A 15575-nucleotide genomic window follows, 5' to 3' on the forward strand; every position below is an offset into this window, starting at 1 on the left:
GACGCGTGACGGAATGCCTTACTATAGACAACTTCCCTGTCAACGGCAAATGGGGCGGGCACCATAAAGCACCCGCCCACTCGCTCCAACGGCTCCCCCAAAGGGGACCGCATGGATACAGCTCTTACTTGATCTCGACGGTAGCGCCGTTCTCTTCCAGAACCTTCTTGATCTTCTCGGCCTCGTCCTTCGTGGCGCCTTCCTTGATGGTCTTCGGAGCGCCCTCGACCAGGTCCTTGGCTTCCTTCAGGCCCAGACCCGTGATGCCACGGATTTCCTTGATGACGTTGATCTTCTTGTCACCAGCCTTAGCCAGAACAACATCGAACTCTGTCTTCTCGGCAGCAGCTTCACCACCAGCAGCCGGAGCAGCAGCAACAGCAGCAACCGGAGCAGCAGCGGAAACGCCCCACTTCTCTTCGAGCAGCTTGGACAGCTCGGCAGCTTCCAGAACGGAGAGAGCGGACAGTTCGTCAACCAGTTTTGCCAGATCGGCCATGATAATATCCTCTAAGATGCGTAAATGTCAGGCGGCGTCGCTCATGCGGGCCACCCCGTTAATCAAGCGGCTTCCGTGTCGCCTGTTCTGGCATAGGCACCAAGAACGCGAGCAAGCTGCCCAGCCGGAGCCTGGGTGACGCCTGCGATGCGGGTTGCCGGGGTACTGATCATACCAACCAGCTGTGCACGCAGCTCGTCCAGAGATGGCAGGGAGGCCAGTGCCTTGACGCTATCAGCCGTAAGGGTCTGATTGCCAAGGGCACCACCAAGTACCACCAGCTTGTCATTCTTCTTGGCGAACTCGACCAGCACCTTCGCCACGCCAACCGGCTCATCCGACCAAGAAATGGCCGTCGGGCCTTTAAGCAGCGGCGCAATGCCGTCGAACTGGGTCCCATCCAGAGCACGGCTGACCAGCCGGTTCTTCGCAACCCTGTATGTCGCACCTACAGCGCGGATGTTGCGGCGCAGTTCTGTCGCATCGGCAACCGTCAGACCCAGATTCTGGGTGACGACAACCATGGACGTGCTACCAAACACCTTGCTGAGGGACTCGACAAAGGCCCGTTTTTCCGTACGGTCCAAAACCTGTCTCCTCGTTAGTCCGATTGCTCGGACCAAGTTACCCATAGGCCCTGCCCTACCCAAAGGCACAACAGAGCCCGCTCGCCTGTCCATGATAAGGAAGACCGCATCGCACCCAGAGGGCCTGATACGCTCTGCCCGTCTCACGCCTGCGCCCGAAAAGGGCTTTAAGGGATGACACCCACATGCGTTCTAGGACAGGAAAGGAGCAGCCTGGGCTGCTCCAGAACACCACCCTGGAGGGTGGCGATTCCATAACCTCCCCTTAATCAGCCTTCAAAGCTGGAGAGATCGATACGCACACCTACCCCCATTGTGGAGGAAAGTGAAGCCTTTTTCAGATAAGTCCCCTTCGCACCGGACGGACGGGCCTTCTGGAGCGCATCCACCAGAGCCTTCACGTTCTCAGCTAGCTGGGACTCGGAGAAAGAAGCCTTGCCGACGCCAGCATGAACGATACCGGCACGCTCGGCACGATATTCCACCTGACCGGACTTGGCAGCCTCAATGGCACCCTTGACGTCCATCGTCACGGTACCGAGACGGGGGTTCGGCATCAGGCCGCGCGGACCAAGAATCTTACCCAGACGTCCAACCAGAGCCATCATGTCCGGGGTGGCAATGCAGCGATCGAACTCGATCTCACCAGCCTGCACCTTCTCGGCCAGGTCTTCCGCACCGACAACCTCGGCACCGGCGGCGGCAGCTTCCTCAGCCTTCGGGCCACGGGCGAACACACCGACACGCAGCGTCTTGCCCGTACCGTGCGGCAGGGAGATCAGACCACGGACCATCTGGTCAGCATGACGGGGATCAACACCGAGACCGATGGAGAATTCAACCGTCTCATCGAACTTGGCCGTTGCGTTGCTCTTCACCAGAGCGACAGCGTCGTTCAGGGAGTACAGCTTGTCACCATCAACCTTGGCGCGCAGGGCGGCAATACGTTTGTTCTTGGCCATGTTCTCAGCCCTCCACCACATCAAGACCGATGGAACGGGCAGACCCTGCCAGCATACGCACGGCACCATCGATGTCGTTTGCGTTCATGTCCTGGAACTTCTTCTCAGCAATCTCACGCAGCTGGGATGTCGTCACGGACCCGACGGAAGACGCACGGCCAACCGTCTGGGAACCCTTGGTGATCTTCGCTGCCTTCAGCAGGAAGTAGGTGTTCGGCGGCGTCTTCGTAATGAAGGTGAAGGTACGGTCCGCATAGGCGGTGATCACGACCGGGATCGGCATCCCCGGCTCAAGACCCTGCGTCTTTGCGTTGAATTCCTTACAGAACTGCATGATGTTCAGACCGCGCTGACCCAGCGCCGGACCGACCGGCGGAGAAGGGTTAGCCTTGCCAGCCGGAATCTGCAGTTTGATGTAGCCAACTACTTTTTTGGCCATATCCGGGACTCCCTAATTTACAGTTCCCGAACCGTGGTTGAGACGGCAGGGATCATCCCCGCCTCCCACGTTCGACTGAGAGGGTGCCTAGACCATTCCCCCCATACCGTCAAGCAGGAATCAGGGGTGCGCTGGCACGGCAGCTGCCCCCGTCAGGTCACGTTCCGCAACGGGTGGTTCGATCTCAGAACCCTTCTGCGGGGTTCCCACCGGCACCTCACCGGCGGGGCGGGCATGGTGCAGCCCCTCATACTGCAACGGCCCAATCGGATCGATGCTCTTTATGTCCGGCAGGAGCCTGTCCGACCAGCCGCCGCCAAGGGCACGGATGAGCCTGACCGTGGACTGGAGCTGCCGTGTCTGCGCCTGCACCTCCAGCAGGCGGGCCTTCAGCGCATCCTGCTGGGCCACCAGTGCATCCAGATAGTTCGTCAGCCCCCCCGTATAAAGAGCCATCGTCATGGCCTGTGTCCGCAGTGCAGCATCCACTGCCTGATGCTGCTGGAGCCGTTCCTGATGGTACAGGGCTGTCTGGCTCAGCCCATCCTCAACATCCTGAAAGGCCGCCAGAACCGTCGCCCGATAGGCGTCCACGCGTTCCCGATATTGCGACCAGGCCCGTTGCAGGGCCGCACGCCGCATCCCCCCCGTGAAAAGCGGCTCCACAGCCTGCACGGCCACCCGCCAGAACGCCTTGGAGATGCTGGCCAGATCAAACCCGGCATCCTCGAAGCCACCCGTCGCACTGATGGTGATATGGGGATAGAAAGCTGCCCGGGACACACCAATGGCCCGTGCAGCGGCAGCCATCTGCCGCTCGCTCATGGCCACGTCGGGCCGTCTCTCCAGCAGTGTGGATGGGATACCTTCCTTCACCCGGATGGTATCAAAATGCAGCCGGAAATCCTTGACCGGCTGGATGTGGAAACTGGCAGGCACCATGTTCACCATGACAGCAATGGCATGTTCCTGCACCTGCCGGGTCGCCTCCAGATAGCTCCTTGCCGCCTGTGCGGAGTACAGCTCATTCTCCGCACGGGAAACATCCAGCCCCGCACCAATGGCCCCACCCTGCCGCAACCTCGTGATCTCCACGGCCGTACGGAAATACCGGATGGAATCATCATAAACAGCCAGCTGGGCATCAATCCCACGCAGTGCCATGTAGTTTGATGCCAGCTCGGCCTGGAGACTCAGCCTCGTCAGTGCATATTCAGCAGCCCCGGCCTGCGCCAGATTTTTCTGCATGTGCGTCTGATTGCGGATGGCATCCCAGAAATCCGGCTCCCACGTGGCGGCACCGCTATAGGCGACGTTGGATTCATAAATGGGCGTATTGTTGCTCCGCCGCAGGAAGAGCCGCCCATCAGACTGCTTGTTCCGGCTCATCTGCGCCCCACCGGCCAGCTGCGGATACAGACGACTTTCCGTCTCACGGGCGATGTCACGCTCCTGCGTGAAAACCTCCGCCGCTGCCTGAAGGTCCGGATTATAGACGTTCAGCCGCTCTTCCAGCTCATCAAGCTGGGGATCGTGGAACAGCTTCCACCATTCTCCCCGCACGACTGCATCGGCCGGCTTGGCATCCCCCATGATGCCTTTGCCTGCCCACCCCTCCGGGTAAATGAAATGTGGCCTGTGATAGTTCGGAGCCAGATCACATGATGTCAGAAAAAAAGAGAGCCCTCCTGCCAGAAGGGAGACCGTCTTCCACACCCCTGTTGCCATCAGTGCTGCCCCTGTTCCTGTCTGACAGGCGCAGAATCGGATGCCGTTGCCTCTCTTTCGCCCGGCTTTGCCTGATCATCAGGGCTGTTTTCCTCCGGTGGTGGCATCGCACCGACACGCCTCAGATCATTCGATGTCACATTCGGCACTGGCTTCTCAGTATCCTTGGGTTTGACATCATTATATCCACGGGTGGGTGTCACAACCCGGACCTCATCACCATCCAGCATGTCGGCTGTCGGATTGGCCACAATCTCATCATCCAGGGACATGCCGGAAAGAACCTGTGTCGTCATGCCAAAATTCGTACCGACCTGCACAGTCTCCAGCCGGACATGATGATTCACAACCTTGGCCACCTGCATCCCCTGGGCACGGAAGATGAGAGCACTGGTAGGTACAATCAGCACGTTCGGGTCGCCAGGAGCCTGGATATGCGCCGTGGCGTAAGAATTAGGCCAGAGCAGCCCATCAGGATTGTCCAGCACCAGCTCGGTCGTCACGGTCCGGGTTGCAGCATTGAAGGCATTGGCCGTGGCCAGAAAACGGGCCTTGAACACACGCCCCGGATATTGTGGCACGCTGAGCTCCGCACTGATGCGGGGCGAAATGACACTGGCAAAATCCTGCGGTACCGATACGAACACACGGATCCGATGCACATCCGCCACGGAAAACAGCTCGGCGATCGCCCCCCGTGAATTGAGATTGCCCCCGGCCGCGTTCACATAATCCCCGACATTGACCAGACGGGACGTCACGATCCCATCAAAAGGGGCTACGATACGTTTGAAATTCTCCAGCGCCTCCACCCGTTCAACTTCATGGGCGGCAGCGTCAAGCTCGGCCTTCTGGGCAGCGGCATTGGCAGCCTGCACATCCACCTCCTGCCGGGAGACGGCCTGTGTCCCCCGCAGAGCTGTCCAGCGCTGCGTGGTAATCAGCGCCAGTTTGTAACGGGCATTGATGACCTCATAATGCGCCTTGGCCGCTGCGTACTGGGCATCAATGCTCGGCGTGCTGACCTCCGCAAGAAGGTCGCCCCGCTTCACATGGGCCCCGTAATCCTTATACCACATCTTCACATAACCAGAGACCTGCGCATAGATCGGCGCCTCATACCAGGCTGCCAGATTGGCAGGCAGGTCCACGGTCCGGGTGGCAGGACCCGGCTGCGCCTTTATCAGCACGACACGGGCAATGGCACTGTCCTGCGTCTCCCGCACCAGCTCTCTCCTGTGCAGGGCACGCTGCACAAGCCCCAGTACAACCAGCCCTGCAAGCACCGCCAGAAGGATGAGAATCAGCAGGCGCCCCCTGCCACGAGCCGGAGATGGAGTCTGATGGGGGGACGGATTCATGAAGGTTCTCCTTCTGGAGTGGCCCGGTCACTCTTCGGGGCACCACCATGGATCAGGGCAAAAACGCAGGGGACAAACAGCAGCGTAGCCACCGTGGCCATCATCAGCCCGCCGATCACGGCCTTGCCCAGCGGCGCATTGGAGGAATTGCTGATGGACATGGGGATCATGCCGATCATCATGGCAAGGGCTGTCATCAGCACGGGCCGGATGCGTTCAAATCCGGCTTCCGAGGCGGCAAGAACGGCATTGCCGTGTTCCTCCAGCCGCTCCCGGGCAAAAGCCACAACCAGCACGGCATTGGCCGTGGCTGTCCCCATGCACATGATGGCCCCTGTCAGCGCCGGAACGGACAGAGTCGTATGGGTCAGGAACAGGCTCCACGCAATCCCGCCCAGAGCGGCAGGCAGAGCCATGACAATGACGAACGGATCCAGCCACGACTGAAAGTTCACGACAATGATCAGATAGACCAGCACGATGGAAAGCAGCAGCCCACCAATCAGCTGGACATAAGCATTGTTCATCGTCACGACCTGCCCACGCACCACCATGCTGGACCCATGCGGCAGGTCAGGCCGGACGCTTTCCACCTCCCGGTTTACAGCACGGGACAGAGCCCCGAGGTCGATCCCCTCTGCCGCCACGTAGATGTCAAACACCGGCATGATGTTGTAATGGGAGACTTCCGCCGGTGTCCCTGTCTGTTCGATATGGCTGACACCACCCAGTATCTGCATGGTCCCGTTCTGCGGGTTGCCATCCCCCTTGTCGAGCGGCATCTTCTCCAGGTCATTGAGGGTCTGGAGATACATGGCCGGGGCCTGCACGTCGATCAGCTGTGAAGTGCCCTGCGGGTTGAGGTAATAAGTCTGCCCGACCTGCGAACTCCCCGAAAGGGTTGTCAGCACATTGAAGGCGATATCACGCTCCGTGATGCCGGTGCCCATGGCGAAACTGCGATGGGCATTGATGAGCATGGTCGGCTGGGTCATGGGCTGCTGGACACTGACATCCACCGCACCGGGAATTCTGCGCAGACGCTGGGCCAGACGGACGGCGAAGGCATAATTATGCTGGAGATCCCGCCCGACAATCTGGACATCAATGGGAGATGGCAGGCCAAAATTGAGAATCTTGGCTGTCAGATCGCCCGGCTGGAAGGTGAAGCCTATCCCCGGGAAAGCCGTGCTGAGGGCCGTACGCAGGCGCTTGCGGTATTCGGCGATCGGACTTTCATCATCCTCCAGCTGAATGGTGACATCACAGTCCTGTGTTCCTGTCGTGGGAGAGGGCACCATGGCCTGGTTCATCTGGCTCATCGGCAGGCCGCAGTTATTGACGATCAGCTTCACCTGACCCGGCAGGGCCTCACGGATTTTCTTTTCAATCAACCCGCTGAGTTTGGCACTTTCCTCAATACGGGTTCCGACCGGAGCCCGGAAATGCATCTGCATGGTCCCGGATTTGATCTCCGAGAAAAAATCCTGCCCGACAAAGAAAAGCAGAAGAAGAGACGCCAGCGCACCGGAGAGGAAAAGAATGATGAACCGGGTCCGTATCGCCAGTACGGCCAGAAGAACATCATGATAACTTTGGCGGAACCGCTCGAAATATGCCTCAAACCTCTCCTGGAACCTGCCAAAGAAACCCTTTTTCCGGCTGGCATGGTCAGGATGGCGCTGCTGCTCCACCTGTGCGGCCAGAAGCCAGTTCGCCATCGTCGGGACGAGCGTTCTGGAAAGAACGAAAGAGGCAATCATCGCAAAAATGATGGCCTCGGCCATCGGCATGAACAGCCATCCCGCCACACCTGTCAGCTCAAAGAGCGGGAACCAGACAATGCAGATGCAGGTGGTCGAAACGAATGTCGGGATGACGATCTGGTTGGCAGCATCGACAATGGCAGGCTCAAGCTCCTTGCCCATATGAAGGTGGGCATCAATATTCTCGATCATCACCGTGGCATCATCCACGAGAATACCGACAGCCAGAGCCAGACCGCCCAGCGTCATCACATTGATGGATTGCCCGGCCAGGCTGAGGCCAATCAGAGCCGAAAGCATGGCCAGCGGAATGGAAACCGCTACGATCACGGTCGAACGCCACGACCCCAGAAAGAGCAGAACCGTCAGGCTGGTCAGGATGGCAGCGGTGATCATTTCCCGCACCACATCGACCACGGATTCCTTCACGAAGCTGGATGCATCGGTGAGAATATCCATGCTTGTGCCGGGGGGAAGCGTCTTCTGGATATCCGGCAGAAGTTTCTTCACCCCGCTCACCACATCCAGCGTGGAAGCGTTCCCGCTCTTCAGGATGACGATCATCACCGCCTGCTTGCCTCGCACCAGCACGGCGTTCGTCTGCGGCGGCCCACCCTTGTGGACCCAGGCCACATCCCGCAGATAGATGACGGAATTACCCACCTGCTTGATGGGCATCCGGTTGAAAGCGGCAATATCCATGGGGGCAGAATTGGTCCGCACCATGAAATCCATGGCACCGACCTTCTGATCCCCGGCCGGAAGCACGATATTCTGCCTGTTCAGGGCGCTGGCCACATCCACGGCAGAGAGACGGTGCGCCAGAAGCTTCACCGGGTCGATATCCACCATGATGTCCGCTGCCACACCACCATAAGGATTGGGGATGGCCGTCCCCGCTACGGAAACCAGCTCCGGCCGTATGAGGTTGGAGGCCATGTTATAGACCTCCGAAGCGGACATGTTGGGATTGTTGACCTGCAGGGTCAGGACAGGGACGGATGATGCATCCAGTGCCAGAATGAGCGGCGGCGTGGCCCCGGTGGGCAGCTGCTTGATGACCGTCTGGGACACGGAAGTGATCTGCGTCTGGGCAACGCTGGTATCCGTACCGGGCTGGAAGAAGATTTTGACAATCCCACGCCCGTAATAGGAGTTGCTCTCAATGTGCTCGATATTGTTGACGGTCGCCGTCAGGGCGCGCTCATAATAATAGACGATACGGCCGGAGACTTCCTCTGGCATCAGCCCTGTATAGGACCAGACAGCTGCCACCGTTGGAATCCTGATGTTGGGGAACACGTCCGTCGGCGTGCCCAGGATGGCCCTCACCCCGAAAATGAGGATCATGATGGACATGACCACAAACGTATAGGGCCGCCGCAGGGCGGTCAGGACAATGGCATTCATGACGGGCAGGACCCCATGTCGGACAGGGGCAGTCCCAGCATGAAGGCCCCCTCACCCATCCCCGCTTTCATTCGATAGGCTGTCTTCTCTGTCTCGATACTGCTGGGCAATCTGTCTCTCCACCTGGACGGGCCACAGGTGCCCGAAGGCCCCAACCCTGCGTCCGGGGGATTATAACGACGCAACCCAAAGAAAAAATGCTTTTCATCTGAAAAGATTTTTAAGAACACGGTTCCGTTACCAGCCTTTTATCTGCCACGGCCCATCACACCTCACCCTGCGCACTGGGCCTGTTCAGGAACCGGGAAAACAAGACGGAACACGGTTCCGCTGCCAACATCCCCCTGACGGTTCTCATCAATCACGAGACGGGCCTCATGCAGCCGGACGATGGCCGCCACAAGGCTCAGCCCCAGCCCGCTGCCGGGCACGTGGCGGCTCTTGTCTGCCCGGTAGAAGCGGCCCATCACGGCATCACGCTCCTCCACCGCAATACCAACCCCGGTATCCCGCACCTCGAACCACGGTTCCCCCAGCTCGTTCCGCCCTGCCCGTAGAGTGACAGCTCCCCCCTCCCCCGTGAATTTCAGAGCATTGTCCAGAAGATTGGCCAGAACCTCGTTCAGCAGGTCGGCATCCCCCCAAAGCTCCACGGGGCCTTCATGAGGTATCACGGACAGGGTCAGCCCCTGCGTTTCTGCATTGGGCTCGTACAGATCAGCCATGTCGGCAATGAGAGGCATGATATCCATGCGCCTGAAACCAGCCCTGCGCTGACCATTTTCAATCTCCCCGATCCTCAGCAGGGCCGTAATGACAGAAAAACACTGCTCGAGATCCCTCTGGCACAAAGCCATTGCCTGCTCGAAGCGGAGCTCCTCCTCCGGGGTCGATGTCAACGCCTGTACAAAACCGTTCAGGCGATCCAGCCGGGCCTGGACACGGGCCAATGGTGTACGGAGATCATGGGCAATGTCGTTGCCAACATCCCGCATTTCACCCATCAGCTGCTCCAGCCGGTCCAGCATTCTGTTGACCGACCCGGCAAGACGGTCAAGATCATCATGACCACGCCCGACAGGCAGGCGCTCCCGAAGCTGCCCCTTGACGATCTGCTCGATGGAATGATGCATCTTGGTGATGCGCCCCAACGCACGGCGGCTGAGGATCATCCCCGCCATGAGAGCAAACAGTACGACCGGAACCATGGAGAACAGGGCGCATTGCCGGGCTACACGCCGCAGCTCATCCACCATGTGGCGGGAGCGCCCCAATACCAGAAGGCGGGTCTTCCCCGGCTGCATCCCCGGCACTTCCACCACAAGAAAGCGCATGACCGTCACGGAATGATCCGGCAGGACAAAGGAGAGATTCTGGGTAGAAGGACTGGCCGTAAGCCCTGCGGGCCACGTTGTCATGTCCCCGGCTATGGGGTGATGGTCCCTGTCGAACAGGGCGGCAGCATTCAGGAAGATGCGCAGCTCGCTCGTGCTGCGTTCTTTCAGCCGGACCTCCAGATCACCCGGGGCCTCCTGCATCAGGACCGAAGCAGAACGGCGCAGCAGGTCGTTGGTGCGCAGCTGCTCATAAGTACTGATCTGCCCGTAAAGCAGGATCAGCTCCAGCAGCATCCCCAGCACGACGACACAGACAAGCCCCAGCGTCAGCCGGAACGCCGCCGTGCGAAACAGGTCACTCCGGGACACGCAGGCAGAACCCGGCACCACGGATGCTGTGGATCAACGGCTCCTCGCCGTCCCGGTCCACCTTGCGACGCAGCTTGCCGATATGCACGTCCACCAGATTGGTGCGGGGGACGAACCGGTAATTCCAGACATCCTCCAGCAGCATGGTCCGGGTCAGCACCGTATTGGGGCGGCGGATCATGTATTCCAGCAGCCGGAACTCCCGTGGCAGAAGGTCGATTTCCCGCCCGTCCCGTCGCACCCGCCGTTCCAGAAGGTCCATCTCCAGCGGCCCCAGCTTCAGCATGGAGGTACGGCCATAGATGGGACGGCGCAGCAGGGCTTCCAGCCGGGCGGCCAGCTCTTCCATCACGAATGGTTTTGTCAGGTAATCGTCCCCGCCCGCCTTCAGGCCACTGATGCGGTCATCCACGGCTGACAGGGCCGACAGGACCAGAACCGGCATGGTCATGCCCTGCTCCCTCAGGGTCTCCAACACGCTCAGCCCGTCCATGCCCGGCAGCATGCGGTCCATCACCAGCAGGGCATAATCATCCCGGCGGGCCATCTCCAGCCCCTCGGTCCCTGTTGCTGCACGTGAAACCTCATAGCCACGCCCGCACAGATCCCCCACGATCTCTTCCGCAAGACTGTCGTCATCCTCAACAAGAAGGAGCTTTACCGGGGCCTGTCCCTCACCCTCCAGCGGAGCATCGCTGGGCCATGGCTGCCGTTCCATCTTCTTCATCTTCTTTTCCGCCGCCATCGCATCGCCCCTCCTCTGGCCACCATCACACACCAGACCGCCCTGCCGCAGCCTGTCCGGCCGCCACGCCACTGGCCCAGGCCCACTGGAAATTGTACCCTCCCAACCAGCCTGTCACATCCACGGCCTCTCCGACAACATACAGCCCCGGTACCGTGCGGGCCTCCATGGTCTGGGAGGACAGGTCTCTCGTATCCACACCGCCCCGCATGACCTCTGCCTTGGCGTAACCCTCCGTACCCGCCGGGTGGAGAACCCAGTCACTCACCTGCGCTGCCAGGGCACGCACCGCCTTCGCTGGCTGTTCCGCCAGCGGGCGGTCATCCAGCATTCCAGCGACCAACACCTTCACCAACCGGGCGGGCAGGGCCTCCAGCAGGGCGGGCGCATGGGCCTTCGGGCGCTGCTGGCAGATCCCCCGCATATCCTCATGAACATCACGCCCCGGAGCCAGATTCAGGCGCAGGGCTTCATGCCCGTCCCACCATGACGATATCTGCAGGATAGCCGGGCCGGACACACCCCGATGGGTGAAGACCATCCCCCCCGTGAAGACCGGCTTCTTCCGACCGGCCAGCGAAGCCGTGACCTGAAGGGACACACCGGCAAGATTCGGCTGGGCCGCTTCAAGACGAAAGGGCACGAGGGCCGGAGCGGGTGGCACAATCCGCAGGCCGAACTGCCGGGCCAGCTTCAGGGCAATGTCGGTGGCGCCCAGCTTGGGCAGGGCCAGCCCCCCCGTTGCCAGAATGATGGACCGTGCCCGCACCGGCCCCTGTGATGTCTCCAGTGTGAAACTGTGACCATCATGGCTCACATCACTCAGGGAACAGCCCAGCTGGAACGTAACCCCGCCAACCCGACATTCATCTTCCAGCATGGAAACAATCTGCCGGGCCGATTCATCGCAGAAAAGCTGTCCCTCTTCCTTCTCATGCCAGCGAATGCGGTATTTCTCGACAAGGGACAGAAAATCCTGCGGGCGGTACCGGGCCAGAGCGGAGCGACAGAAACGGGGATTTTCAGAGCGGTAATATGTCCAGTCCGCCTTCAGGTTGGTGAAATTGCACCGCCCACCACCAGAAATGAGAATTTTCCGCCCCGGCTGATCGGCATGGTCCAGAAGGACAGTCCGCGCGCCCCTCTGCCCTGCCGTGGCAGCCGCCATCATGCCAGCTGCCCCCGCCCCCATGACGGCCACATCCCACATCACCATGTCTGCCCCACGCCCTTCATGACCTGTCAGAAATCAAGATCGGCATAATGGGCAGGTGGTTTCACGCCGCTGACACGGTCACCCAGAAGATCACGGAAACAGGGGCGGGACTTTATGCGGGCGTACCAGTCCCGCACGCACGGAGCCCGGCGCCAGTCGATATCACCCAGAAAATCCAGGGCGGAAATATGGGCCGCAGCCGTAAAATCTGCCGCTGTCAGAACAGAACCACCCAGCCATGTCCGTGTTTCGGCCAGATAGCCAATGTAATCCAGATGGAAACGGAGATTCTTGTACCCTGCCTGAAGAATCTTCCCATCAGGATGCCCCTGCCCGAAAAGACGCTTCTCCACCTTTTCCCCCAGAAGGTTGACCATGACTTCCTGCTGGAAGAGCCGCTCAAACCAGTCCATGAGGCGGCGGACTTCCACCCGTTCAGCCAGATTGCGCCCCAGAAGAGAGGTCTCCGGGTAGGCATCCTCCAGATATTCGGCAATCACACGCCCGCCAGGCACGACCATGCCACTGTCCTCCACCAGAACGGGCACCTCGCCTGCCGGATTCAGTTCGTGAAACCGTTCGTTCTGCTCCCACGTCTTTTCCACGACGAGCTCAAACGGCAGCTTCTTCTCTGCCAGCATGAGCCGCACAAAACGCGATTGCGGAGACAGGGGTAAGTGATGCAGTATACGCATATGTTTTTCCTACGGCATTTTTGCATCAGGGAACAGCGACCATTCCAATCAGTCCAGACACAACCACGGTGATCCACAGTTCATGTCCAGCCCATCAGCATCTCCGTCGTTTCATCCGTCAGATGCGTCCGCAGTGCAAGCCCCAGGTACCAGCAGAATGACCATCCGTGCCCGGGGCCGGTCTTTCCTGGCACTCATTCTCTCCCCAGAAGCCCCGCTGAAGGACTGGCTGGCCGGACTGGATGAGCATATGAGGCGCGCCGCCGGATTCTTCAACCGCCAGCCCGTCATTCTGGACCTCAGCCTGCTGGATGAAAATACGGAAGGACTGGCCGGTTTCCAGCAGGAACTGCGCCAGCGCCATATCCATCTGATCGGCATTGAGGGGGGAGATCGCCACTGGGCAGCCCTCCAGTCATGGGAGTGGCCCATCGAACTCCAGGGCGGGCGCCCGAGCGGGCCCGTGAACCTGCCCGATGGCGAAGAGCCGCAGGCGGCCGAGCCCGCCACTGCGAACCTGAGCGAGCCGCTCATCATCAACCGGGTCGTACGCTCTGGCCAGTCCATCCAGAATCCCGATGGGGACGTCATCGTGCTGGGGGCCGTCTCCTCTGGTGCGGAGATCATTGCCGGTGGGTCCATCCATGTTTACGGGCCGTTGCGCGGGCGGGCCATTGCCGGGGTGGACGGCCATCCCCAGGCCCGCATCTACACCGCCAAGATGGAGGCCGAACTGCTCGCCATTGACGGTTTCTACATGGTGGCCGAAGAAATGCCGGAAGACTCCGTGGGGAAAGCCGCACAGGTCTATCTGGAACAGGAACGGCTGAATGTGACTCCCCTTCAGGCAGGGACTGTCAAAATATGACTTTTCCTTTTTTGAAAAAAGAAAACTGCCCACTTGTGACACGGAATGTCTTATCAATGCTTAATCATCACTGTAGAGTATGAAGCAACAAGGCAAGGTTCCCTTTTACTGAACCTTAATCATCTGCAATAATGTCCACAAATAAGGCTCATGAGCCGACTGCGGGAAAGCTGAAAATTTCATGGCAAAGATCGTTGTTGTTACATCCGGCAAAGGGGGCGTTGGCAAAACGACAACAACAGCCGCCCTTGGGGCCGCCTTGGCGCGAAGCGGACAGAATGTGGCTGTGGTCGACTTTGACGTCGGGCTCCGCAACCTGGACCTCATCATGGGGGTCGAACGGCGGGTCGTGTTCGACCTGATCAACGTCATCCAGGGGGAAGCCACACTCCATCAGGCCCTGATCCGTGACAAGCGCTGTGATACCCTGTCCATCCTGCCGGCCTCCCAGACCCGGGACAAGGACGCCCTGACAAGCGAGGGCATAGAACGGGTGATGAACGAGCTGCGGGAGCGCTTCGACTGGATCCTCTGTGACAGCCCAGCCGGCATTGAGCGCGGGGCCCAGCTGGCCATGCATCATGCCGACCACGCCGTGATCGTCACCAATCCGGAAGTCAGCTCCGTCCGTGACTCTGACCGCATCATCGGTATGCTCGACAGCCAGACAGCCCGGGCACAGAAAGGTGAGACGGTCGAGAAGCACCTGCTTCTGACACGCTATGACCCGAGCCGGGCCTCCCGTGGTGAGATGCTGAGTGTTGAAGATGTCGTGGGCATCCTCTCCCTGCCCCTGCTTGGCGTCATTCCCGAAAGCGAAGATGTCCTCAAGGCCTCCAACGTCGGGGCTCCGGTCACTTTTGCCTCCCCGGAGAGCGTCCCTGCCCTGGCCTATTTCGAAGCCGTGGCCCGCCTGGAAGGCAAGGACATCCCCGTCACCATCCCGACCGAAAAACGTGGTCTGTTCGACCGCATCTTCAAAAAGAGGGGATCATGAGTTTTCTGGACAGCTTCTTTTCCCGGAAACGCCCCGAGGCAAGCAGCAATGTAGCACGGGACCGGCTGCAGATCCTGCTGGCGCATGAGCGGCAGGCGCAGGAAGGTGGGGACTCAACCCTCCTCCGGACTCTCCATGCTGAAATCCTTGAAGTTCTGGCACGTCATGTCTCCATTGATGAAGACAATGTGCAGATCAAGATGGATCGGGGGCAGAAATGCTCCAAGTTGGAGATCGACATCCAGGTTCCGCAGAGTGGCCTGCGGGCGCAGGTTTCCACCATGACTCCCAATGAGGACCTGTAGTACTCCCTTTCCCTTGACCAGACCTTGTGCGGGGCCTGCCCCGCCACTGTCTCCCTATACCTGACAGGGATGCTGCCAGGCCGGTTTCTGCAGTCTTCGCTGCTCCGCTCCCCAGAGGAGCTTTTTTTGTCCCATAATAAACGATTCATCATAGTTCATTATGTGTCCAGGACAGCACAGTACGGCGCCTTTCATGCAACAGGTGCCCTGTCACACCCTCTCTCCCATGGTCTTGAAGACGACTGTTCTATATCAGACAGACGCATAGATGTTTCTATTTTTCACTATGAA

General features: G+C 59.7%; 14 protein-coding genes. 3 read left to right on the forward strand and 11 right to left on the reverse strand.

Annotated features, from left to right (window positions below; translation table 11 throughout):
* Positions 1-124: 124 nt before the first annotated feature.
* The 11 genes from rplL to CPA54_RS05475 form a co-directional block, all read right to left on the reverse strand.
* Positions 125-499, reverse strand: a complete 375-nt coding sequence (gene rplL, locus CPA54_RS05425) for a 50S ribosomal protein L7/L12 (protein ID WP_043557822.1) — start codon at positions 497-499, stop codon at positions 125-127.
* Between the two features lie 62 nt (positions 500-561).
* Positions 562-1086: a 50S ribosomal protein L10 gene (rplJ, locus tag CPA54_RS05430; protein ID WP_043557820.1), complete on the reverse strand. Its 525-nt coding sequence runs from the start codon at positions 1084-1086 to the stop codon at positions 562-564.
* 269 nt (positions 1087-1355) lie between these two features.
* Positions 1356-2048: a 50S ribosomal protein L1 gene (gene rplA, locus CPA54_RS05435; RefSeq protein ID WP_043558313.1), complete on the reverse strand. Its 693-nt coding sequence runs from the start codon at positions 2046-2048 to the stop codon at positions 1356-1358.
* Positions 2049-2052: 4 nt separating this feature from the next.
* Positions 2053-2487, reverse strand: coding sequence for a 50S ribosomal protein L11 (gene rplK / locus CPA54_RS05440; RefSeq protein ID WP_043557819.1), 435 nt, complete (start codon positions 2485-2487; stop codon positions 2053-2055).
* Positions 2488-2607: 120 nt separating this feature from the next.
* Positions 2608-4215 carry an efflux transporter outer membrane subunit gene (locus CPA54_RS05445; RefSeq protein WP_043557818.1) on the reverse strand — a complete coding sequence of 536 codons (1608 nt, stop codon included), beginning with the start codon at positions 4213-4215 and terminating at the stop codon, positions 2608-2610.
* A complete protein-coding gene (locus tag CPA54_RS05450) occupies positions 4215-5576 on the reverse strand; it encodes an efflux RND transporter periplasmic adaptor subunit (RefSeq protein WP_249085783.1) in 1362 nt (453 codons plus the stop codon). Before CPA54_RS05450 ends, CPA54_RS05445 begins: the two co-directional genes overlap by 1 nt.
* Positions 5573-8752 carry an efflux RND transporter permease subunit gene (locus CPA54_RS05455; RefSeq protein WP_043557817.1) on the reverse strand — a complete coding sequence of 1060 codons (3180 nt, stop codon included), beginning with the start codon at positions 8750-8752 and terminating at the stop codon, positions 5573-5575. The genes CPA54_RS05450 and CPA54_RS05455 overlap by 4 nt, the downstream gene beginning before the upstream one ends.
* Positions 8753-9024: 272 nt before the next feature.
* On the reverse strand, positions 9025-10458 hold the full coding sequence (locus CPA54_RS05460) for a HAMP domain-containing sensor histidine kinase (protein WP_043558309.1): 1434 nt from the start codon (positions 10456-10458) through the stop codon (positions 9025-9027).
* The gene (locus CPA54_RS05465; RefSeq protein ID WP_052348917.1) at positions 10445-11176 is read right to left on the reverse strand and encodes a response regulator transcription factor; all 732 of its coding nucleotides are present in this window, start codon (positions 11174-11176) and stop codon (positions 10445-10447) included. The genes CPA54_RS05460 and CPA54_RS05465 overlap by 14 nt, the downstream gene beginning before the upstream one ends.
* Before the next feature lie 52 nt (positions 11177-11228).
* Positions 11229-12413, reverse strand: coding sequence for an aminoacetone oxidase family FAD-binding enzyme (locus CPA54_RS05470; protein WP_103765282.1), 1185 nt, complete (start codon positions 12411-12413; stop codon positions 11229-11231).
* A gap of 32 nt (positions 12414-12445) precedes the next feature.
* Positions 12446-13114: a glutathione S-transferase family protein gene (locus tag CPA54_RS05475; protein WP_043557811.1), complete on the reverse strand. Its 669-nt coding sequence runs from the start codon at positions 13112-13114 to the stop codon at positions 12446-12448.
* Positions 13115-13271: 157 nt separating this feature from the next.
* Here CPA54_RS05475 and minC point away from each other — a divergent pair, with 157 nt between their 5' ends.
* The 3 genes from minC to minE all read left to right on the forward strand — a co-directional run bounded on the left by minC (position 13272) and on the right by minE (position 15284).
* Positions 13272-13982, forward strand: coding sequence for a septum site-determining protein MinC (gene minC, locus CPA54_RS05480; RefSeq protein WP_103765221.1), 711 nt, complete (start codon positions 13272-13274; stop codon positions 13980-13982).
* Positions 13983-14163: 181 nt separating this feature from the next.
* Positions 14164-14979, forward strand: a complete 816-nt coding sequence (gene minD / locus CPA54_RS05485) for a septum site-determining protein MinD (protein ID WP_081562853.1) — start codon at positions 14164-14166, stop codon at positions 14977-14979.
* The gene (minE, locus tag CPA54_RS05490; protein WP_043557807.1) at positions 14976-15284 is read left to right on the forward strand and encodes a cell division topological specificity factor MinE; all 309 of its coding nucleotides are present in this window, start codon (positions 14976-14978) and stop codon (positions 15282-15284) included. Before minD ends, minE begins: the two co-directional genes overlap by 4 nt.
* The last annotated feature ends 291 nt before the right edge of the window (positions 15285-15575 follow it).

It is taken from the genome of Parasaccharibacter sp. TMW2.1890, from assembly GCF_023337645.1.
In the GTDB taxonomy this organism is placed as follows: domain Bacteria; phylum Pseudomonadota; class Alphaproteobacteria; order Acetobacterales; family Acetobacteraceae; genus Bombella; species Bombella apis.

What these genes read in the sequence shown, in the direction of transcription:
- minC (WP_103765221.1), top strand. Translation starts at nt 13,272, where the DNA reads ATGACCATCCGTGCCCGGGGCCGGTCTTTCCTGGCACTCATTCTCTCC.
- CPA54_RS05470 (WP_103765282.1), bottom strand. Translation starts at nt 12,413, where the DNA reads ATGTGGGATGTGGCCGTCATGGGGGCGGGGGCAGCTGGCATGATGGCG.
- minD (WP_081562853.1), top strand. Translation starts at nt 14,164, where the DNA reads ATGGCAAAGATCGTTGTTGTTACATCCGGCAAAGGGGGCGTTGGCAAA.
- CPA54_RS05450 (WP_249085783.1), bottom strand. Translation starts at nt 5,576, where the DNA reads ATGAATCCGTCCCCCCATCAGACTCCATCTCCGGCTCGTGGCAGGGGG.
- rplK (WP_043557819.1), bottom strand. Translation starts at nt 2,487, where the DNA reads ATGGCCAAAAAAGTAGTTGGCTACATCAAACTGCAGATTCCGGCTGGC.
- CPA54_RS05455 (WP_043557817.1), bottom strand. Translation starts at nt 8,752, where the DNA reads ATGAATGCCATTGTCCTGACCGCCCTGCGGCGGCCCTATACGTTTGTG.
- CPA54_RS05445 (WP_043557818.1), bottom strand. Translation starts at nt 4,215, where the DNA reads ATGGCAACAGGGGTGTGGAAGACGGTCTCCCTTCTGGCAGGAGGGCTC.
- rplL (WP_043557822.1), bottom strand. Translation starts at nt 499, where the DNA reads ATGGCCGATCTGGCAAAACTGGTTGACGAACTGTCCGCTCTCTCCGTT.
- CPA54_RS05465 (WP_052348917.1), bottom strand. Translation starts at nt 11,176, where the DNA reads ATGGAACGGCAGCCATGGCCCAGCGATGCTCCGCTGGAGGGTGAGGGA.
- CPA54_RS05475 (WP_043557811.1), bottom strand. Translation starts at nt 13,114, where the DNA reads ATGCGTATACTGCATCACTTACCCCTGTCTCCGCAATCGCGTTTTGTG.
- minE (WP_043557807.1), top strand. Translation starts at nt 14,976, where the DNA reads ATGAGTTTTCTGGACAGCTTCTTTTCCCGGAAACGCCCCGAGGCAAGC.
- rplA (WP_043558313.1), bottom strand. Translation starts at nt 2,048, where the DNA reads ATGGCCAAGAACAAACGTATTGCCGCCCTGCGCGCCAAGGTTGATGGT.